The 18,715-nt window shown below is 71.6% G+C and carries 17 protein-coding genes; 7 read left to right on the top strand and 10 right to left on the bottom strand.

Annotated elements, in window-relative coordinates:
• Positions 1 to 93 precede the first annotated feature (93 nt).
• From ACFU74_RS19390 to ACFU74_RS19360, 7 genes are all read right to left on the bottom strand, one after another.
• Positions 94 to 492: a cytidine deaminase gene (locus ACFU74_RS19390; RefSeq protein WP_380758195.1), complete on the bottom strand. Its 399-nt coding sequence runs from the start codon at positions 490 to 492 to the stop codon at positions 94 to 96.
• Entirely contained in the window at positions 489 to 1,757 is a 1,269-nt protein-coding gene (locus ACFU74_RS19385; RefSeq protein WP_380758193.1) for an ABC transporter permease, read from the bottom strand. The genes ACFU74_RS19390 and ACFU74_RS19385 overlap by 4 nt, the downstream gene beginning before the upstream one ends.
• Positions 1,754 to 2,935: an ABC transporter permease gene (locus tag ACFU74_RS19380; RefSeq protein WP_380758191.1), complete on the bottom strand. Its 1,182-nt coding sequence runs from the start codon at positions 2,933 to 2,935 to the stop codon at positions 1,754 to 1,756. The genes ACFU74_RS19385 and ACFU74_RS19380 overlap by 4 nt, the downstream gene beginning before the upstream one ends.
• A 5-nt stretch (positions 2,936 to 2,940) precedes the next feature.
• Positions 2,941 to 4,467: an ABC transporter ATP-binding protein gene (locus tag ACFU74_RS19375; RefSeq protein ID WP_380758227.1), complete on the bottom strand. Its 1,527-nt coding sequence runs from the start codon at positions 4,465 to 4,467 to the stop codon at positions 2,941 to 2,943.
• A gap of 349 nt (positions 4,468 to 4,816) precedes the next feature.
• A complete protein-coding gene (locus tag ACFU74_RS19370; RefSeq protein ID WP_380758189.1) occupies positions 4,817 to 5,878 on the bottom strand; it encodes a BMP family protein in 1,062 nt (353 codons plus the stop codon).
• Between the two features lie 273 nt (positions 5,879 to 6,151).
• Positions 6,152 to 7,405, bottom strand: coding sequence for an amidohydrolase (locus tag ACFU74_RS19365; RefSeq protein WP_380758187.1), 1,254 nt, complete (start codon positions 7,403 to 7,405; stop codon positions 6,152 to 6,154).
• A gap of 231 nt (positions 7,406 to 7,636) precedes the next feature.
• Positions 7,637 to 9,253, bottom strand: a complete 1,617-nt coding sequence (locus ACFU74_RS19360; RefSeq protein ID WP_380758185.1) for a methylmalonyl-CoA mutase — start codon at positions 9,251 to 9,253, stop codon at positions 7,637 to 7,639.
• Positions 9,254 to 9,358: 105 nt separating this feature from the next.
• Here ACFU74_RS19360 and ACFU74_RS19355 point away from each other — a divergent pair, with 105 nt between their 5' ends.
• Complete coding sequence (locus tag ACFU74_RS19355; protein WP_380758183.1) at positions 9,359 to 10,108, top strand: SDR family oxidoreductase; 750 nt, start codon at positions 9,359 to 9,361, stop codon at positions 10,106 to 10,108.
• A 312-nt stretch (positions 10,109 to 10,420) separates the two neighbouring features.
• A complete protein-coding gene (locus ACFU74_RS19350; protein ID WP_380758181.1) occupies positions 10,421 to 10,906 on the top strand; it encodes a 2-oxo-4-hydroxy-4-carboxy-5-ureidoimidazoline decarboxylase in 486 nt (161 codons plus the stop codon).
• Between the two features lie 11 nt (positions 10,907 to 10,917).
• Here the strand turns inward: ACFU74_RS19350 and ACFU74_RS19345 are convergent, their stop codons facing one another.
• Positions 10,918 to 11,706, bottom strand: a complete 789-nt coding sequence (locus ACFU74_RS19345; protein ID WP_380758179.1) for a hypothetical protein — start codon at positions 11,704 to 11,706, stop codon at positions 10,918 to 10,920.
• Positions 11,707 to 11,970: 264 nt separating this feature from the next.
• Between ACFU74_RS19345 and sdhC the strand changes: the two genes are divergently transcribed.
• The 4 genes from sdhC to ACFU74_RS19325 are packed head-to-tail and all read left to right on the top strand — an operon-like array spanning position 11,971 to position 15,421.
• Positions 11,971 to 12,351: a succinate dehydrogenase, cytochrome b556 subunit gene (sdhC, locus tag ACFU74_RS19340; RefSeq protein ID WP_093861779.1), complete on the top strand. Its 381-nt coding sequence runs from the start codon at positions 11,971 to 11,973 to the stop codon at positions 12,349 to 12,351.
• 8 nt (positions 12,352 to 12,359) lie between these two features.
• Positions 12,360 to 12,851: a succinate dehydrogenase hydrophobic membrane anchor subunit gene (locus ACFU74_RS19335; RefSeq protein ID WP_030300556.1), complete on the top strand. Its 492-nt coding sequence runs from the start codon at positions 12,360 to 12,362 to the stop codon at positions 12,849 to 12,851.
• A 54-nt stretch (positions 12,852 to 12,905) separates the two neighbouring features.
• Positions 12,906 to 14,648 (top strand): succinate dehydrogenase flavoprotein subunit, encoded by a 1,743-nt coding sequence (gene sdhA / locus ACFU74_RS19330; RefSeq protein ID WP_380758177.1) that lies wholly within the window; start codon positions 12,906 to 12,908, stop codon positions 14,646 to 14,648.
• Entirely contained in the window at positions 14,648 to 15,421 is a 774-nt protein-coding gene (locus tag ACFU74_RS19325) for a succinate dehydrogenase iron-sulfur subunit (RefSeq protein ID WP_380758175.1), read from the top strand. Before sdhA ends, ACFU74_RS19325 begins: the two co-directional genes overlap by 1 nt.
• Positions 15,422 to 15,485: 64 nt before the next feature.
• Here ACFU74_RS19325 and ACFU74_RS19320 read toward each other — a convergent pair whose 3' ends face one another.
• Positions 15,486 to 17,135 (bottom strand): hypothetical protein, encoded by a 1,650-nt coding sequence (locus ACFU74_RS19320; protein ID WP_380758173.1) that lies wholly within the window; start codon positions 17,133 to 17,135, stop codon positions 15,486 to 15,488.
• Positions 17,136 to 17,233: 98 nt separating this feature from the next.
• Entirely contained in the window at positions 17,234 to 17,491 is a 258-nt protein-coding gene (locus ACFU74_RS19315; protein WP_380758171.1) for an SCO4848 family membrane protein, read from the bottom strand.
• 152 nt (positions 17,492 to 17,643) lie between these two features.
• Between ACFU74_RS19315 and ACFU74_RS19310 the strand changes: the two genes are divergently transcribed.
• On the top strand, positions 17,644 to 18,715 hold a 1,072-nt coding region (locus ACFU74_RS19310), incomplete at its 3' end, for a D-alanyl-D-alanine carboxypeptidase family protein (protein ID WP_380758169.1).

The raw sequence follows: 18,715 nt of genomic DNA, 5'->3' as shown, positions 1-18,715 counted from the left end.
CTCCCGGATGGGGTTCGGAAAAGCGAAGAGTGTCGCGGAACAGGGCGGAAGGGCCCCGCTCGCGACACTCTACGCGCGTAACAAACGCTAGTGCTAGAGCCGCTCCGGCCCGAACGCGTCGGGCAGGACGTCACTCATCGGCCGCACGCCGGACGGCAGCTCGATCAGCAGGTCCGGCCCGCCGTGCTCGTACAGCAGCTGGCGGCAGCGGCCGCACGGCATCAGCAGCGCCCCGGCCCCGTCCACACAGGTGAACGCGGTCAGCCGGCCGCCGCCACTGGCGTGCAGCGCGGAGACCAGGCCGCACTCGGCGCACAGCCCCAGCCCGTACGAGGCGTTCTCCACGTTGCAGCCGGTGACCACCCGGCCGTCGTCCACCAGGGCGGCGGCGCCGACCGGGAACCTGCTGTAGGGCGCGTACGCGTGGCTCATCGCCTCGCGCGCCGCCGTCCGCAGCGCGGCCCAGTCCACCGCCTCGGCGGCCGGCGTCACTTGCCCTCTCCCTTGCGGTAGATCTGGCCGTCGGCCTTCGGCGGCCGCAGTCGCTGCGAGGCCAGCGAGAGCACCACCAGGGTGATCACGTACGGCGTGGCGACGATCAGCGGACGCTGCACCTCCTCGGTGGTGAAGTACCAGACGAACAGGCCGCCGGAGACCACCGCGGAGATCAGCGCCGAGGTGTACTTGCGGCGGTACAGGTGCCAGGCCGCCAGCAGCACCATCGCGATGGCGACCACCAGGATCAGCACGTGCACCGACTCCGGGTCGCGCAGCTGGAGGCTGTCGGTGAAGCCGAACAGGCCGGCGCCGACGGCGAGGCCGCCCGGCATCCAGTTGCCGAAGATCATCGCGGCGAGGCCGATGAAGCCGCGGCCCAGGGTCTGGCCGTCCTTGTAGAAGTGCGCGGCGACCAGCGAGAGGTACGCGCCGCCGAGGCCCGCGAAGGCGCCCGAGGCGATGACCGCCAGGTACTTGTACTTGTAGACGTTGACGCCCAGCGACTCGGCGGCGGTCGGGTTCTCGCCGCAGGAGCGCAGCCGCAGGCCGAAGACGGTCCGCCAGAGGGCGAAGTAGCTGGCGACGATCAGCGCGCCGGCCAGGATCACGACCACCGACAGGTTGGTGACCAGGCCGCCGAGCACGCCGGCGACGTCGGAGACCAGGAACCAGTGGTGGGCCTCGATGTCCTTCAGGCCGGAGGACAGGCCGGGGACGGTGATGTACGGCAGCGGATCGGCCGGCGGCGACTGGTTCGCACCGGCGCCCACCGAGATGTAGTCCTTGTAGTAGATCCGGTTGACGTACGCGCAGATGCCGGGGATCAGCAGGTTGATGCCGACGCCGGAGACGATGTGGTCGACGCCGAAGGTCACCGTGATGACGGCGTGCAGCAGACCGCCGAGCGCACCGCCGAGCATGCCGGCCACCAGGCCGAACCAGGGGTTGACCAGGTAGCCGCCCCAGGCGCCGGCGAAGGTGCCGGCGACCATCATGCCTTCGAGGCCGATGTTGACGACGCCGGCCCGCTCGGACCAGAGACCGCCGAGACCGGCCATGCCGATCGGGACCGCCGCGCCGAGCGCCGCGGTGATCTGGCCGGAGGAGGTCAGCGCGTGGTTGTCGGTGATCATGCCGACGGCCGAGAAGAGGACCAGGGCGCCCGCGATCAGCAGCAGCACCACCGGCCAGGACAGCTTGCGCTTCTTGGCGGGCGCGCCGCCGGGCGTCTTGGCGCGGACAGCGGTAGCCGTACTCATGCCGACACCTCCTTCTTCTGGGCGGCCGCGGCGGCAGCCTGGGCGGCGAGTTCGGCGCCGACCTTCTGCTGCTGGCGCTTCAGGCCGTAGCGGCGGACCAGCTCGTAGGCGACGACGACGCAGATGACGATGGTGCCCTTCATGACGTCGACGATCTCGAACGGGAACTCACCGTTCTGCGGCAGCGGCAGCTGGGAGCCGGTGGCGTCGAGGAAGGCGAAGAGCAGGGCGGCGAACACCATGCCGATCGGGCTGTTGCGCCCGAGCAGGGCGACCGAGATGCCCAGGAAGCCGAGGCCCGCCTGGAAGCTCTGGCCGAAGTAGTAGGAGTTCTGCATCAGCTCCGGCAGGCCGATCAGGCCGGCCAGCGCACCGGAGACCACCATCGAGGTGACGACCATGCGCTTGACGTTGACGCCCGAGGCGGTGGCCGCGGTCTCCGAGCGGCCGGTGGCGCGCAGGTCGAAGCCGAAGCGGGTGCGGTTCAGGGTGAACTGGAAGGCCACGCCGACCACGACCGCGATGACGACGAAGCCCCAGAGCGTGCCGCCGTCGGTGTCGATCGAGAAGAACCGGCTGGACTCCGAGATCGGAGTGGTCTGGATCGCGTTGCTGGTGGTGCCCTTCTCCGGCGCGAAGATGCCGGGGACGAGCAGCAGGCCGACCACCGCGGTGGCGATCGAGTTCAGCATGATGGTCGAGATGACCTCGCTGACGCCGCGGTAGACCTTCAGCAGGCCGGCGACGGCCGCCCACATGCCGCCGACCAGCATCGCGGTCACCAGCAGCAGCGGGATCTGGATGATCGCCGGGAGGTCGACCTGGCTGCCGACGAAGGCGGCGAACAGCGCGGCGAGCTTGTACTGGCCCTCGACGCCGATGTTGAAGAGGTTCATGCGGAAGCCGAAGGCGGCGGCCGCGGCGGCGAGGTAGTACGTGGTGGACCGGTTGATGATGGCCACCTGGCCGTCCGACTTGGTGCCGTACGTGATCATCACGTTCCAGGCGTCGAACGGGTTCTTGCCGGAGGTCGCCAGCAGCAGCGAGCAGATGACGACGGACAGCACGACGGCGAGCACCGGCGCCGCGAGGGCGAGCACGATCTTCTCGCCGCTGAACCGCTGGGCCAGGCCGCCCTTGGCGGGGGCCGCGGCGGGAGCGGGCTTGGGACTGGTCATGTGGGCTACTCCCCCGCCTGCTGGTCGTCGGCGGTGTCGGTGGGGGCGTCGGACGGCGCGGCCTCGGTGCCCTCGGCCGCGAGGGCCTGCGCCTCGGCGACCGCCTCCGGCTCGGACTCGATGTGGCCGCTGGCGGCGCCGGTCATCGCGGTGCCGAGGTCCTCGGCGGTCACGGTCCCCGGGTCGGCGTCGGCGACCAGCCGGCCGCGGTAGATCACCCGGATGGTGTCGGAGAGGCCGATCAGCTCGTCGAGGTCGGCGGAGATCAGCAGCACGGCGAGGCCGGCCCGCTGGGCGACCCGGATGTGCTCCCAGATCTGCGCCTGGGCGCCGACGTCCACACCGCGGGTGGGGTGGGCGGCGATCAGCAGCTTGGGGTCGTGGCTCATCTCGCGGCCGATGATCAGCTTCTGCTGGTTGCCGCCGGAGAGGGAGGCCGCGGTGACCTCGATGCCGGGCGTGCGGACGTCGTACTCCTCGACGATCCGCTGGGTGTCCTTGCGGGCGGCGGCCGGGTCGAGCAGCACGCCCTTGGAGTTGGGGCGCTCGCTGACGTGGCCGAGGATCCGGTTCTCCCAGAGCGGGGCCTCCAGCAGCAGGCCGTGCCGGTGGCGGTCCTCGGGGATGTAGCCGATGCCGGCCTCGCGGCGGGCCCGGGTGAGGGTGCCGGAGAGGTCCTTGCCGTCCAGCGTGACGGAGCCGGCGTCCAGCGGGAGCATGCCCATGATGGCCTCGACCAGTTCGGCCTGGCCGTTGCCCTCGACACCGGCGATGCCGAGGATCTCGCCCTTGTGGATGCGCAGCGAGATGTCGTCCAGGACGACGCGCTCGATGCCCTCGGCGTCGGTCTTGGCGATCCGCAGGCCGTCGACGCGCAGCATCTCGTCGGTGGTGACGGTCGACTCGCGGCTCTCCGGGGAGGGCAGTTCGGCGCCGACCATCAGCTCGGCGAGCTGGCGGGCGGTCACGCCCTTGGGGTCGGCGTCGCCGACGGTGGTGCCGCGGCGGATGACGCTGATCGCGTCGGCCACCGAGAGCACCTCGTGCAGCTTGTGCGAGATGAAGATGACGGTGACGCCCTCGGACTTCAGCTCGCGCAGGTTGTCGAACAGCGCGTCGACCTCCTGCGGGACCAGCACGGCCGTGGGCTCGTCGAGGATGAGGATCTTGGCCCCGCGGTAGAGCACCTTGAGGATCTCGACGCGCTGGCGGTCGGCCACCCCGAGGTCCTCGACCAGGGCGTCCGGGCGCACGCCCAGGCCGTACTGGTCGGAGATCTCCTTGATCTTCTCCTTGGCCTTGGCCCCGATGCCGTAGAGGTGCTCGCCGCCGAGGACGACGTTCTCCAGGACGGTCAGGTTGTCGGCGAGCATGAAGTGCTGGTGCACCATGCCGATGCCGCGCGCGATGGCGTCGCCCGGGGTGTTGAACTCGCACTGCTCGCCGTTGATCGCGATGGTGCCCTCGTCCGGCTTCTGCATGCCGTAGAGGATCTTCATCAGCGTCGACTTGCCGGCGCCGTTCTCGCCCATCAGGGCGTGCACGGTGCCGGTGCGGACGGTGAGGTTGATGTCGTGGTTGGCCACGACGCCGGGGAAGCGCTTGGTGATTCCGCGCAGTTCGACGGCCGGTGTCGCCGTCCCCGCGCTGGGGTTACCGCCCGTGTTCGGGGCGGGGTCGGATGCGGTGATGGCGGTCTCCTGGTGGTCTGGAGGCGCGTCGTTGCGCTGGAGGGCCAAAAGCGGGAAAGGGTTCGGGGACGGGTCGGGGCCCGGGGGTACGCACTGAGCGCACCCTTCCGGGCCCCTCCCTATGTTGCGTCCATCATGGCGCTGCCGGGCAGGCGGCAGCGGCAGCGACGTCCGGTCGAGCCCTGGAGCCTTACAGCTTCGACGGGTCGGCCGGGACGGTGGTCTGGCCGCTCTTGATGGCGGCGGCGGCCTCGTCGAGCTTGCCCTTGATGTCGTCGATCTTGCCGCCGGTGGTGGCGAGCGAGACACCGTCGGCCTTGAGGTCGAAGTTCTTCACACCGGTGAAGGGCTGGCCCTTCTTGATGGACTCGACGTACGCGAAGACGGCGTTGTCGACGTTCTTGACCATCGAGGTCATGATGCTGTTCTTGTACTTCGCCAGGGCGGGCTGGACGGCCTGGTCGGAGTCGACGCCGATGGCCAGGGCGCCGGCGTTGGCGACGGCCTCGATGGCACCGTTGCCGGAGGAGCCGGCGGCGGTGTAGATGACGTCGGCCTTCTTGTCGAGCTGGCCCTGCGCGGCCTCCTTGCCCTTGTCGGGCGCGGCGAAGCCGGTGAAGTCCGGCGGGGTGGTCAGGTAGGTGACCTCGACCGGGATGTTCGGGTCGACGGACTTGACGCCCGCGCGGTAGCCCGCCTCGAACTTCTTGATCAGCTCGGACTGCACACCGCCGATGAAGCCGACGTGCTTGTTCTTGGACTTGAGGGCGGCGGCCACACCGGCCAGGTACGAGCCCTCCTGCTCCGAGAAGGTCAGCGAGGTGACGTTGGCCGGCTGGGTGTCGGAGGCCGAGTCGATGATCGCGAACTTGGTGTTCGGGTTGTCCTTGGCGACCTTCTCGACGGCGGCCTGGTAGACGAAGCCGACGGCGATGATCGGGTTGTAGCCCGCGGTGACCAGGTTCTTGAGGCGGGTCTCCTTGTCGGCCTCCGCCTCGCCGGTCTTGGCGTCGGCCTCGGTGACCGCGACGCCCAGCTCGCTCTTGGCCCGGTCCAGGCCGCGGGCCGCGGAGTCGTTGAAGGACTGGTCGCCACGGCCGCCGATGTCGTAGGCCATGCCGACCTTCATGCCGCCGTCGGACGAGCCGGAGGAGGCGGTGGTGTCGTTGCTCTTTGCGCCGCAAGCGGCGAGCGAGGCGATGCCCAGGGAACCCGAGAGCACAACCGCAGCGAGCTTAGTAGAACGGCGCAAGGGAGTATCTCCTTCTCACACGCACCCGTTTAGCGTGGTCGGACGCCACCGTAACGCGCGTAGAACACGGTTGTGTTACGGGCCGCCGGAGCATTCGGGTTGTTATCAAACCGTGGTCTCACGGCCGCTCCGACGCTCCTTTCCCTTTCGCCAACAGTGCTGGAAACTGGCGCAGCCCAGTGTACGGAACCCCGAATAAACCGGGTATTCACGACGAAACCGGACACCTTCGAAGGGTGTCCGGTTCCGGTGGCCACACACGGAGTGACGGCGTCAGAGCGTGCCGGGCTCCAGCGCCAGTGCGGTGAACAGCTCCACGCCGATCGCGATCGCCCGCTCGTCCACGTCGAAGCGGCCCTGGTGCAGGTCGCGCACGGCGGTGTCGCCGGGGGCCCGCACGCCGAGCCGGGCCAGCGCGCCGGGCGCGTGCTCCAGGTACCAGGAGAAGTCCTCCCCGCCGAGCGACTGCTCGGTGTCCTCGACCACCTCGGCGCCGTCCTGCCCGAAGCGCGCGGTCATCGCGGCCTCCAGCAGCCCCACCGAGACCGCCTCGTTGACCACCGGCGGCACACCCCGGTGGTAGTCGAGCGTCCACTTCGCGCGGTAGGTCTCGGCGAGCCGGGCGATCAGCTCGTGCAGCAGGTCCGGCGCCTCCCGCCAGCCGGCCAGCTCCAGGCAGCGGACGGTGCCCTCCAGCTCCGCGTGCTGCGGGATGACGTTGGGCGCGGAGCCGGCGGCGATCCGGCCCCAGACCAGCGAGACGCCCCAGCGCGGGTCCATCCGGCGGGCCAGCGCGGCCGGCAGCTCGGCGGCGGTGCGGGCGACCGCGGTGACCAGGTCGGTGGTCAGGTGCGGGCGCGCGGTGTGGCCGCCGGGGCCGTCCAGGTGGAGCACCAGGCGGTCGCAGGCCGAGGTGATCGCCCCGACCCGCAGGCCGACCCGGCCCACCTCCACCTTGGGGTCGCAGTGCACGGCGAAGATCCGGCCGACGCCCTCCATCCCGCCGGCCGCGATCACGTCCAGCGCGCCGCCGGGCATGACCTCCTCGGCGGGCTGGAAGACCATCCGGACCGGGCGGCGCAGCTCACCGGTGCGGGCCGACTCGGCGAGCACCAGCGCGGTGCCGAGCACCACCGAGGTGTGCACGTCGTGGCCGCACGCGTGGGCCCGGCCGGGGACGCTCGAACGGTAGGGGACGTCGGTCTTGGCGTCGTCGATCGGCAGGGCGTCGATGTCGGCGCGGAAGGCGAGGAACTCCGCGCCGGGCGGGGCGGACTCGGGAACGATGTCGACGAGCATTCCGGTGCCGCCCGGGAGGACCCGGGGGGCGAGGCCGGCGGCGGCCAGGCGGTCGCGCAGCAGGCCGGTGGTTCGGAACTCCTGGCGGCCCAGCTCCGGGTGCCGGTGCAGGTCCCGCCGGAAGGCGATCAGCTCGGGCTCCAGCTCCCGTACCCGGTCGCGGAGACCGGCGGCGGGGCGGGCAGCGGTGAGGGTGACGGCCGACTGGGCGGACTCACGACGGTTCATCTCAACAAGGGTAGGCCTGTTGGGGGGATTTGGCCCGACTTCCCGCAAAGAAGTCCCCGGATGGGCGCATACCGGCCGCGCTGGTGGGTATGACATCTTGTTTCAGCCGCCTTCCCGGTGGTGCCTGCCCTGTGCAACGACCACCGACGATCAACGTCACGGCGCGCTCCACCGGCCGGTTGACGGCGGCGCGGACGGCCCCGCACGCGTTCCGGACGCGCGAACAATGGCTCAAAAGCGTTCAACCGGGACGTGCCGGCCCCAGACCTCGCGCAGTGCGTCGCAGACCTCGCCGACGGTGGCCCGCGCGGCCAGCGCCTCGCGCATCGGGTACAGCACGTTGTCCCCGCCCCCGGCGGCCCGGCGCAGCGCGTCCAGCGCCCGGACCACCGCGGAGCCGTCCCGCGCCGCCCGCAGCCGGGCCAGCCGGCCGACCTGCCGGGCCTCGACCGCCGGGTCCACCCGCAGCGGCCGGTACGGCTCCTCGGCCGCCGACTCCCCCGGCTCCAGCCGGAACCGGTTGACCCCGACCACCGTGCGCGTGCCCGCCTCGGTCTCCCGCTGGATCCGGTAGGCGCTGCGCTCGATCTCCGCCTTCTGGTAGCCGGCCTCGATCGCGGCCACCGCCCCGCCCAGCTCCTCGACCCTCGCCATCAGGCCGAGCGCGGCGGCCTCCACCTCGTCGGTCAGCGCCTCCACCGCGTAGGAGCCGGCGAACGGGTCGACGGTGGCGGTCGCATCGGTCTCGTGGGCGAGCACCTGCTGGGTGCGCAGGGCGAGCCGGGCGGCCTTCTCGGTGGGCAGCGCCAGCGCCTCGTCGAAGGAGTTGGTGTGCAGCGACTGGGTGCCGCCGAGCACCGCGGCCAGCGCCTGCACCGCGACCCGGACCAGGTTCACCTCGGGCTGCTGGGCGGTGAGCTGGACGCCGGCGGTCTGGGTGTGGAAGCGCAGCCGCTGCGAGCGCGGGTCGCGGGCGCCGAACTCCTCGCGCATCACCCGGGCCCAGATCCGGCGGGCGGCGCGGAACTTGGCGACCTCCTCCAGCAGGGTGCTGCGGGCGACGAAGAAGAAGGAGAGCCGGGGCGCGAAGTCGTCCACCGCGAGCCCGGCGGCCAGCGCGGCGCGTACGTAGGCGATGCCGTCGGCCAGGGTGAAGGCGATCTCCTGCGCGGGCGTGGCCCCGGCCTCGGCCATGTGGTACCCGGAGATCGAGATGGTGTTCCAGCGCGGGACCTCGGCGCGGCAGTACCGGAAGAGGTCGGCGACCAGCCGCAGCGAGGGCTGCGGCGGGAAGATGTACGTGCCGCGGGCGATGTACTCCTTCAGCACGTCGTTCTGCACCGTGCCGGTGAGCCGGGCCGGCGGGACGCCCTGGGCCTCGCCGACCAGTTGGTAGAGCAGCAGCAGGACGGCGGCCGGGGCGTTGATGGTCATCGAGGTGGAGACCTCGCCGAGCGGGATGCCGGAGAACAGCTCCGCCATGTCCTCCACGCTGTCGACCGCCACCCCGACCCGGCCGACCTCGCCGGCGGCGAGCGGGGCGTCCGAGTCGTAGCCCATCTGGGTGGGCAGGTCGAAGGCGACCGAGAGGCCGGTGGAGCCGCCGGCGATCAGCCGCCGGTAGCGGGCGTTGGACTCGGCGGCGGTGCCGAAGCCGGCGTACTGGCGCATGGTCCACGGCCGGCCGGTGTACATGGTCGGGTGGATCCCCCGGGTGAACGGGTACTCCCCCGGGCGGCCGAGGCGCTCGGCCGGGTCCCGGCCGGCCAGGGACTCGGGGCCGTACACCGGTTCGAACGGGAAGCCGGACTCGGTGCGGCGCGGTCCGGCGGGCGGTTCGGCGGTCACGAGGTCCTCCGCGGGGGTCGGCGGGCGGGTCCACTCCCTTCGCAATGTAGCGCCGGAGGCCTTGAGATGATCGGCTGAACCGACCGGGATATCTCAGGAGTGGCTATGACCGAGCAGAAGGTGGCCGTCGTCACCGGTGCGAGCAGCGGGATCGGCGCGGCGACCGCCCGCCGGCTCGCGGCCGAGGGCTTCGAGGTGGTGCTGACCGCCCGCCGGACCGAGCGGATCGAGGAGCTGGCCGAGGAGACCGGCGGCCGGGCGTACACCCTGGACGTCACCGACCGCGCCGCCGTGGACGCCTTCGCCGCGCAGGTCGGCCGGGTGGACGTGCTGGTGAACAACGCCGGCGGGGCGATCGGCGCGGAGAGCGTCGAGACCGGCGACCCGGCCGACTGGCTGGCCATGTACCAGGTCAACGTGCTCGGCGTGCTGCACATGACCCAGGCACTGCTGCCGGCCCTGCGGGCGAGCGGCGACGGCACCGTCCTGGTGCTCTCCTCGACGGCCGCGCTGGCCGCGTACGAGGGCGGCGGCGGCTACGTGGCGGCCAAGCACGCGGCGCACACCATCGCCGCGACGCTCCGGCTGGAGCTGTGCGGGGAGCCGATCCGGGTGATCGAGATCGCCCCGGGCATGGTGAAGTCGGAGGGCTTCGCGGTGACCCGGTTCCGCGGCGACGAGGAGAAGGCCGCCGCGGTCTACGCGGGCGTCGCCGAACCGCTCACCTCAGAGGACGTCGCCGACACCGTCGCCTGGGCGGTCACCCGGCCGTCGCACGTCAACATCGACCTCCTGGTGGTCCGCCCGCGCGCCCAGGCCGCCAACCACAAGGTGCACCGCGAGCAGCAGTCCTGACGCTCCGTGACGGCGGGAACGGGGAGGGCGCTGACACCGAGGCGTCAACGTCACAACTTGATAGCTCGTTCGGATGAAATCCGCGCGCGCCCTCCCCAACTGATGAGCGCTCAACTACCTTTGAGCCACAGCCGGACGGGCATTGGATGCCGTTCCGCAGCCTCATACTTCACCTGGCTTCACCGCCGCGTCATCCACCACTCCACCCGCCCCCCATCACCGGCACCTTCCCGCCCTCACGAGGAGGACCCGCTGGCCAGCGACATCCCGTCACCGCGGCTCGACCCCCGGGACGAACCGACCCTCCTCGGGTTGCACCGATTCAACGAGGCCGACGCCGGAGCCGCGGAGGAGGCCCTGCTGGCCTGCTGCGGCAGTCACCGGTGGGCCCTGCGGCTCACCGCACACCGGCCCTACCCCGACATAGAGTCCCTGCTCGCCGCCGCCAGCGAGGCCTCGTACGACCTGCGTCCGGCCGACCTGGCCGAGGCACTGGCGGACGAGAGCTGGATGCCGCAGCCGCTCCTCGGCATGCGCGCACCCGGCAGCCAGGCGGCGCACACCGCGCTCCGGGCGGCGCACGCCGCGTACGAGGCCCGGTTCGGCCACGTCTTCGTGGTCTGCCTGGAGGGCATCGACGCCGAGGAGATGCTCGACGCCGTCCTCGGTTCCATCCGCACCCGTCTCGCCAACGACCCCGACGAGGAGCGCCTGGTCGCCGCCGACGAGCTGCGCCGGATCGCCCTCACCCGCCTGGAGCACCTGGTCGCCACCCATTCGAGGGCCGCGGCCCGCTGACACCGGGGCGCTCAGCCCCGCTGGGCCGCGCGCAGCCCGGCCACCTGTCGCCGGACGACCCGCTCGTCCGGCGCGGGGGCCGGCTCGGCGCCGACGCCCACCGTGCTGAACACCACCAGCGCCGGACCGACCCTGGCGAGGACGGCGCGCTGCGCGAGCACCACCCCGCCCGATTCATTCGTGAGGGTGAAACCCGTCGCCTCGTCGGCTCCCTCGGGCGTGGGCGTGTCGTTCCGGCTCAGCCGGTGCGTGGTGCGGGTCACGCCCCGGCCCTTCTCCGCCGGGGGCGGCGGCGCCGTCGAGGCGAACTCCGCGCACGGGACGAACAGCCCCTCCAGCTCCTCCAGCAGCCGGGCCGCCCGGTCGCCCCGGTAGCCGAGCAGCCCGCCGTAGAGGCTGCCCGCCGGGTCGGCGGCCAGGGCCACGCTCAGATCCGTCTCCGCGTACGGCACCGCCGGGACCGGCCCGCCGGAGGCCGGGCCGTCCGCCCGGCCTGCGGCGGAAGCCGGGGCCACCGCGTCCAGCAGCGGCTGGCAGGCCGGCTTGTCGGCGGCCTCCCGGCCGCCGTCCGGGCCGGTCCCGCCGCGCCCGGGCGTGATCACCGTCACGGTGAAGCCGGGGCCGAGCTCGGCGTCGGTCACCGCGGCGGCCCGCAGTTCGGCGGCGGACAGCTCGCGGGCCGGGGCCCCGGCGGGCGCCCGGTCGGCCGAGCCGCCCGCGGGGGCGGCGCAGCCGGCGGCGAGCAGCAGGGCGGCGGACAGCAGCAGGGAGCGGGGAGGGCGCGGAGCAGGGTGCGGCACGGGGGCCTCGGCGGGGTGTCGGGGCGGACGGGGCCGCCCACGGTAGCGCGACTTTGCGCGACGAATTCGTCACCTTGTGTCGCAAAACGCTCCCCGGTTCCCGCCCAACTAGGCCAGAAGTGCCTGTTTGATCACAGCTCGGGCCCCCGGAGGCGGTTCCCGACAACGCGTCGATAGGATGCTCGCGGCCGGTGGACCGTACCCGGCCGGGCTGACCGACACCGAAGCCGGCCGAGCCCCCAATCGCTTCCGGAGGGTTTTTCCGTGCCGGCTGGAACGCTGTACCGCGGCCGGGAAGGCATGTGGAGCTGGGTGGCTCATCGAGTCACCGGCGTCCTCATCTTCTTCTTCCTGTTCGCCCATGTCCTGGACACCGCCCTGGTGCGGGTGTCGCCCGAGGCGTACGACACCGTCATCCAGACGTACAAGACGCCGCTCGTGAACCTGATGGAGTACGGCCTGGTGGCCGCCATCCTGTTCCACGCCCTGAACGGCCTGCGCGTCGTCGCCGTCGACTTCTGGTCGAAGGGCCCGAAGTACCAGAAGCAGATGCTCTGGTCCGTGGTCGGGGTCTGGGTCGTCCTCATGGCCGGCGCCTTCTACCCGATCCTGCAGCACACGCTGACCTCCTGGTTCGGGAAGTGATCTGAGACATGTCCACGGAAATCTCCGACGCTGTGGTGGTCCCCTCCGCGCAGGCGCACACCGGCAAGGGCCTCGGCACGGGCAACCCCGCCGACGCCTTCGTGATCGAGCCGGCCCGCCAGCGGACCAAGAAGACCCCGCGCCGCACCCGCACCAACTTCGAGATGCTGGCGTGGCTGTTCATGCGCCTGTCCGGCATCGTCCTGGTGGTGCTGATCCTCGGCCACCTGCTGATCATGCTGGTGCTCGACGGCGGCGTCTCCAAGATCGGCTTCGCCTTCGTGGCCGGCCGCTGGGCCTCGCCGTTCTGGCAGGTCTGGGACCTCACCATGCTCTGGCTCGCCATGCTGCACGGCGCCAACGGCATGCGCCAGGTCATCAACGACTACGCCGAGAAGGACTCCACCCGGCTCTGGCTGAAGGGCCTCATGGGTACCGCCACGGTCTTCACCGTGCTGCTGGGCACCCTGGTGATCTTCACCTTCGACCCCAACATCTGAGCCGACAGCACCCAATCGGACATCGGCAGAGGCCAGAGGCGAGTTAGAACCCCCATGCAGATTCATCAGTACGACACCGTCATCGTCGGCGCCGGCGGCGCCGGCATGCGCGCCGCCATCGAGTCGACGCAGCGCAGCCGCACCGCCGTCCTGACCAAGCTCTACCCCACCCGGTCCCACACCGGCGCGGCCCAGGGCGGCATGTGCGCCGCCCTCGCCAACGTCGAGGAGGACAACTGGGAGTGGCACACCTTCGACACGGTCAAGGGTGGTGACTACCTGGTCGACCAGGACGCCGCCGAGATCATGTGCAAGGAGGCCATCGACGCCGTCCTCGACCTGGAGAAGATGGGCCTGCCCTTCTCCCGCACCGAGCAGGGCCGGATCGACCAGCGCCGCTTCGGCGGCCACTCCCGCAACCACGGCGAGGCCCCGGTCCGCCGTTCCTGCTACGCGGCCGACCGCACCGGCCACATGATCCTGCAGACGCTGTTCCAGAACTGCGTCAAGCACGGCGTCGAGTTCTTCAACGAGTTCTACGTCCTCGACCTGCTGATCAACGAGGGCAGGACCGCGGGCGTCGTCGCCTACGAGCTGGCCACCGGCGAGATCCACGTCTTCCGGGCCAAGGCCGTCGTGTTCGCCTCCGGCGGCACCGGCAAGATGTTCAAGGTCTCCTCGAACGCCCACACCCTCACCGGTGACGGCCAGGCGGTGGCCTACCGCCGCGGCCTGCCGCTGGAGGACATGGAGTTCTTCCAGTTCCACCCGACGGGCATCTGGCGCATGGGCATCCTGCTCACCGAGGGCGCCCGCGGCGAGGGCGGCATCCTGCGCAACAAGGACGGCGAGCGCTTCATGGAGCGCTACGCCCCCGTCATGAAGGACCTCGCGTCCCGTGACGTCTGCTCCCGCGCGATCTACACCGAGATCCGCGAGGGCCGCGGCTGCGGTCCGGACGGCGACCACGTCTACCTGGACCTGACCCACCTGCCGCCGGAGCAGTTGGACGCCAAGCTCCCGGACATCACCGAGTTCGCCCGCACCTACCTCGGCATCGAGCCCTACACGGACCCGATCCCGATCCAGCCCACCGCGCACTACGCCATGGGCGGCATCCCGACCAACGTCGAGGGTGAGGTGCTGCGCAACAACACCGACGTCGTCCCGGGCCTGTACGCGGCCGGCGAGGTCGCCTGCGTGTCCGTGCACGGCGCCAACCGCCTGGGCACCAACTCGCTGCTGGACATCAACGTCTTCGGCCGCCGCGCCGGCATCGCCGCCGCCGGGTTCGCCGAGGCGAACGAGTTCGTGCCGCTGCCGGAGAACCCGGAGCAGCTGGTCCAGTCCATGGTCGACGGCCTGCGCGAGGCCACCGGCACCGAGTCCGTGGCGCAGATCCGCAAGGAGCTGCAGGAGACCATGGACACCAACGCGATGGTGTACCGCACCGGCGCCACCCTGAAGCAGGCCGTCGAGGACGTCGCCGCGCTGAAGGAGCGCTACAAGAACGTCTCCATCCAGGACAAGGGCTTCCGTTACAACACGGACCTGCTGGAGGCCATCGAGCTGGGCAACCTGCTCGACCTGGCCGAGGTCCTGGCGGTCTCCGCGCTCGCCCGCGAGGAGTCGCGCGGCGGTCACTACCGCGAGGACTTCCCGACCCGTGACGACGTGAAGTTCATGCAGCACACCATGGCGTACCAGGAGGTCGCCGAGGACGGCAGCACCTCCATCCGCCTTGACTACAAGCCGGTCGTGCAGACCCGCTACCAGCCGATGGAGCGTAAGTACTGATGAGCACTCCGACCGTGGAGAAGCACTCGGCCGCTCTGGACGCGGTCGAGGCCGGTGGCACCGAGCTGATCACCGTCACCTTCCGGATCCGCCGGTTCAACCCGGAGGAGCTCCCGGAGCCGGTGTGGGTCGACTACCAGCTGGAGATGGACCCGAAGGAGCGCGTCCTGGACGCGCTCAACACGATCAAGTGGGAGCAGGACGGCACCCTCACCTACCGCCGTTCCTGCGCGCACGGCATCTGCGGCTCCGACGCGATGCGGATCAACGGCCGCAACCGGCTGGCGTGCAAGACCCTGATCAAGGACGTCAACCCGGAGAAGCCGATCACGATCGAGGCCATCAAGGGCCTGACGGTCCTCAAGGACCTGGTCGTGGACATGGACCCGTTCTTCCAGGCGTACAAGGACGTCATGCCGTTCCTCATCACCAAGGGGAACGAGCCGACCCGCGAGCGCCTGCAGTCCGCCGAGGACCGCGAGCGGTTCGACGACACCACCAAGTGCATCCTGTGCGCCGCGTGCACGTCGTCCTGCCCGGTGTTCTGGAACGACGGGCAGTACTTCGGCCCGGCCGCGATCGTCAACGCGCACCGCTTCATCTTCGACTCGCGCGACGAGGGTGCGGAGCAGCGCCTGGAGATCCTGAACGACCGTGAGGGCGTCTGGCGCTGCCGGACCACCTTCAACTGCTCGGAGGCCTGCCCGCGCGGCATCGAGGTCACCAAGGCGATCCAGGAAGTGAAGCGCGCCCTGGTCACCCGCCGCTTCTGATCCCGGAGCAGCACCCCGTACGACGAAGGCCCCCGTCCGCTCCGGACGGGGGCCTTCGGGCTGGTCAGGCCAGGACGCCGAGGTCCTTGGGGTTGGTGAGGCCCTGGTAGGTCAGCAGGTGCCGGTCGGCGGTGACGGCCCACAGGTCGGGCACCGTGTCGCCGTCGCCGTCACCCGAGCTGCCGAGCACCGGGTAGGCGTCCACGGTGAAGCCGGTGGCGACCACGCCGGCCGCCGGGGCGGCGAGGGCGGTGAAGTCGAAGGTGCCGTCGGCCAGCTTGGGGATCGCGTAGGCGTGCAGCGCGCCGGTGGCCCGCTCGCGCGCCCAGAGGGCGAGGTTGCCCGCGCCGTCGCGGCCGGGGGCGACCAGGTCGTAGCCGGTCCAGGAGCCGCCGGTGGTGAGCTTGCGGGCGGTGGTGAGCGAGGAGTTGAGCCCGGGGTTGGGGAACAGCCAGAGGTCGCCGTTCTCGACCGTCAGCAGCGAGGGGTTGAGCTGGGTGTTGAGCGAGCCGAGCGCCACCAGCTGGTCGGCCCTGCTCCAGTCGCGCGCGTAGTCGGCCGGGCAGGTCATCGTGATGCCGGCGGCGTCCTTGCAGGAGACGGGCCGGCGGACCGTACCCGGGTACTGCGTGAAGGCGCCGGCGTCGGTGTTGTTGTAGAAGTACAGCGCGGACGATCCGGGCTCGTGCATCAGCACGTCGTCCATCGGGGCGTGGCCGCGCCAGCCGCGGTGGGCCAGCTGGAAGCCCGTCCAGGAGGTCTGGTCCGGCGCGGCGGTCGCGGGGACCACGGAGGTCGGCGTGGCGGCGGCGGCCGCCGCGCTGATGATCTGGAGGTTCCCGGCGGCGTCCGGGAGCAGGATGTCCGGCACCCCGTCGGCGTCGACGTCCCCGAGCGCCTGCGGCGGGTTGGGGTTGGAGGGGGCGTAGAAGGTGTAGGTCGCGCTCTGGCTCACGTTGCCCGCGTTGTCGACGGCCTCGACGGTGAGGACGTTGGTGCCCCACTGCGGCACCCGCAGGGTGAGGGTGCCGGTGCCGTTCGGGCCGGGCACGACGGCGCCGGTGCAGCCGCCGCCGACCCCGGTGGTGCTGTTGAGCGCGTAGCGGTAGCAGGCGATGCCCGAGGCCTCGCCGCCCGCCGGGACGGGGTCGGCGCCGGTGAGCAGGAAGGTGCCGGTATCGCCCGCGTACTTGAGCGGGGTCTGGCCGGAGCCGGAGGCCGGGAAGTCGGTGGAGGAGACGGCGGCCTGGGGGCCGGCCAGGTCCAGCTTGAAGTGGCAGTCCGGGGAGGCCTCGGAGGTCTCGGCGCCCTGGAGGGCGCGGGCGTTCCAGGCGTAGGAGTGGCCGTCGGCGAGGCCGGGGACGGTGGTGGTCGCGGTGCCGCCGTAGGCCTGGACGGTGCCGTCGAAGGCGGCGGCGGAGGTGGTCAGGTCACGGACCGAGAAGGCGGCGGAGAGGCTGCCGGCGGTGTCCGAGGCGACGCCCGCCCGCAGCGTCGGGCCGCCGGAGGTCAGGCCGATCCAGCCGGGCGCGGTGGTCGCGTCGCAGGCGTCGGTGGCGGTGCCCGCGGAGAGGTTCCGGGGCTGCGGTGAGGCGGTGGTGCCGGTGACCCTCGGGCCGGTGGTGTCGGCGAGGGCGGCGGGCGCGGCGAACAGACCGGCCGTCAGGGCGACGGCGACGGCGCCGCCGAGCGGGCGGAAACGGGCAGGCTTCATGGGACCCCCTTGCTTGGTGATCGAACGCGAGTTCGATCGTGGTCGAGCGAAGAGGATCCTGCCAGGGCGTCACATGCCCCGCAACCAGGTAATTCCCGTCAGCCGGCGGCGGGGTCGCGGCGGGTGGCGCGCAGGCCGCGGACGCCGATGAGGCCGATCGCGACGCCGAGGACGAAGGAGGTCACCGCGAGCAGCAGGTGGATCCAGAAGAAGGCCGTGGGCTGGGAGTGGTCGCCGTCGGTGAAGGCCTGGCCGCCGGAGTCCTTCCAGAGGTTCTTGACGAAGGTGGTCCAGATGATCATGGACCAGACGCCGAAGGCGGTCAGGAACCAGGAGGTGCGGCGGCTGAGCTTCATGGGGGTGGTCCTCGGTGCAACGGGGAGGGGAGGTGAAGACGGTGTGCCCTCCCAGTATGCGGGGCGTCCGTTCGGCGTACGGTGGGGCCCTCCTTGCGGTCCGGCGGGGCAAGGGGCGGACGGCGGGGGTGCGGACTGGGTACCGTCTGGTGGTGCCCATTCGCTCGAAGCTCGCACGCCTGCTCGCCGCGTCCGCCGCGGCGCTCCCGCTCCTGACCGCCGCCCCGGCGGCCGTCGCGGCCCCGGCCGAGCCGCCGCCACCGCCGGCCGTCGTCGGCGGGGAGCGGCTGGGGCTCCCCGGGGTCCAGGTGAGCCCGCTGGCGGGGGCCCCGGCGCTGCCGGCGGACCTCACCGGGCAGTCCTGGATCGTGGCCGACGCGGCGTCAGGGGAGGTGCTGGCGGCCAGTGGTCCGCACCTGCGGCTCGCCCCGGCGTCCACCCTGAAGATCCTGTTCGCGGACACCGTGCTGCCCAAGTTCGACCGCGAGGCGGTGCACAAGGTGGCGCCCGAGGAGATCCAGGGGATCGGGCCGGGCAGCAGTCTGGTCGGCATCAAGGAGGACCTGGACTACAAGGTCGAGGACCTCTGGCGCGGGGTGTTCCTGAGCTCCGGGAACGACGCGGTGCACGTCCTGGCGCACATGAACGGCGGGGTGCAGCGGACCGTCGCCGAGATGCAGGCCCGGGCGACCGCGCTCCAGGCCCTGGACACCAAGGTGGTCTCGCCGGACGGCTACGACGCGGAGGGCCAGGTCTCCTCGGCGTACGACCTCACGCTGTTCGCCCGGGCCGGGCTGCGCAACCCGGACTTCCGGGTGTACTGCGCGACCCGCGACGCGCAGTTCCCGGGGGCGGTGGACAGGAACACCGGGCAGCGCGGCAGCTTCGGGATCGCCAACACCGACCGGCTGCTCGGCAAGTACCCCGGCCTGATCGGGGTGAAGAACGGTTTCACCACCAACGCCGGCTCCACCTTCGTCGGCGCCGCCGAACGCGGCGGGCGCACCCTGCTGGTGACGGTCATGCACCCGTCCACGTACCAGAAGGTGTACGACGAGACGGCGGCGCTGCTGGACTGGGGGTTCGCGGCGGCCGGCAAGGTCACCCCGGTCGGCAGGCTGGTCGAGGAGGGCGAGGCCGCGGCGCCGGCGCCGACCGGCCAGGCCGGCGGCACGGCCGGGGCGCCCGCCCCGCCGCCGGACCCCGCGCCGAGCGCCGCCGCCC

The sequence above is a fragment of the Kitasatospora sp. NPDC057500 genome (assembly GCF_042802195.1).
Classification (GTDB): domain Bacteria; phylum Actinomycetota; class Actinomycetes; order Streptomycetales; family Streptomycetaceae; genus Kitasatospora.
Note: the sequence above shows the minus strand (reverse complement) of the source record. Positions and strands in the feature narration are given on the sequence as shown.

Excerpts from the sequence above, each read along its gene's own strand:
- ACFU74_RS19385 (WP_380758193.1), bottom strand. The coding sequence starts at position 1,757 with ATGAGTACGGCTACCGCTGTCCGCGCCAAGACGCCCGGCGGCGCGCCC.
- ACFU74_RS19380 (WP_380758191.1), bottom strand. The coding sequence starts at position 2,935 with ATGACCAGTCCCAAGCCCGCTCCCGCCGCGGCCCCCGCCAAGGGCGGC.
- ACFU74_RS19375 (WP_380758227.1), bottom strand. The coding sequence starts at position 4,467 with ATGGGCGAGAACGGCGCCGGCAAGTCGACGCTGATGAAGATCCTCTAC.
- ACFU74_RS19365 (WP_380758187.1), bottom strand. The coding sequence starts at position 7,405 with ATGAACCGTCGTGAGTCCGCCCAGTCGGCCGTCACCCTCACCGCTGCC.
- ACFU74_RS19355 (WP_380758183.1), top strand. The coding sequence starts at position 9,359 with ATGACCGAGCAGAAGGTGGCCGTCGTCACCGGTGCGAGCAGCGGGATC.
- ACFU74_RS19335 (WP_030300556.1), top strand. The coding sequence starts at position 12,360 with ATGTCCACGGAAATCTCCGACGCTGTGGTGGTCCCCTCCGCGCAGGCG.
- sdhA (WP_380758177.1), top strand. The coding sequence starts at position 12,906 with ATGCAGATTCATCAGTACGACACCGTCATCGTCGGCGCCGGCGGCGCC.
- ACFU74_RS19325 (WP_380758175.1), top strand. The coding sequence starts at position 14,648 with ATGAGCACTCCGACCGTGGAGAAGCACTCGGCCGCTCTGGACGCGGTC.
- ACFU74_RS19320 (WP_380758173.1), bottom strand. The coding sequence starts at position 17,135 with ATGAAGCCTGCCCGTTTCCGCCCGCTCGGCGGCGCCGTCGCCGTCGCC.
- ACFU74_RS19315 (WP_380758171.1), bottom strand. The coding sequence starts at position 17,491 with ATGAAGCTCAGCCGCCGCACCTCCTGGTTCCTGACCGCCTTCGGCGTC.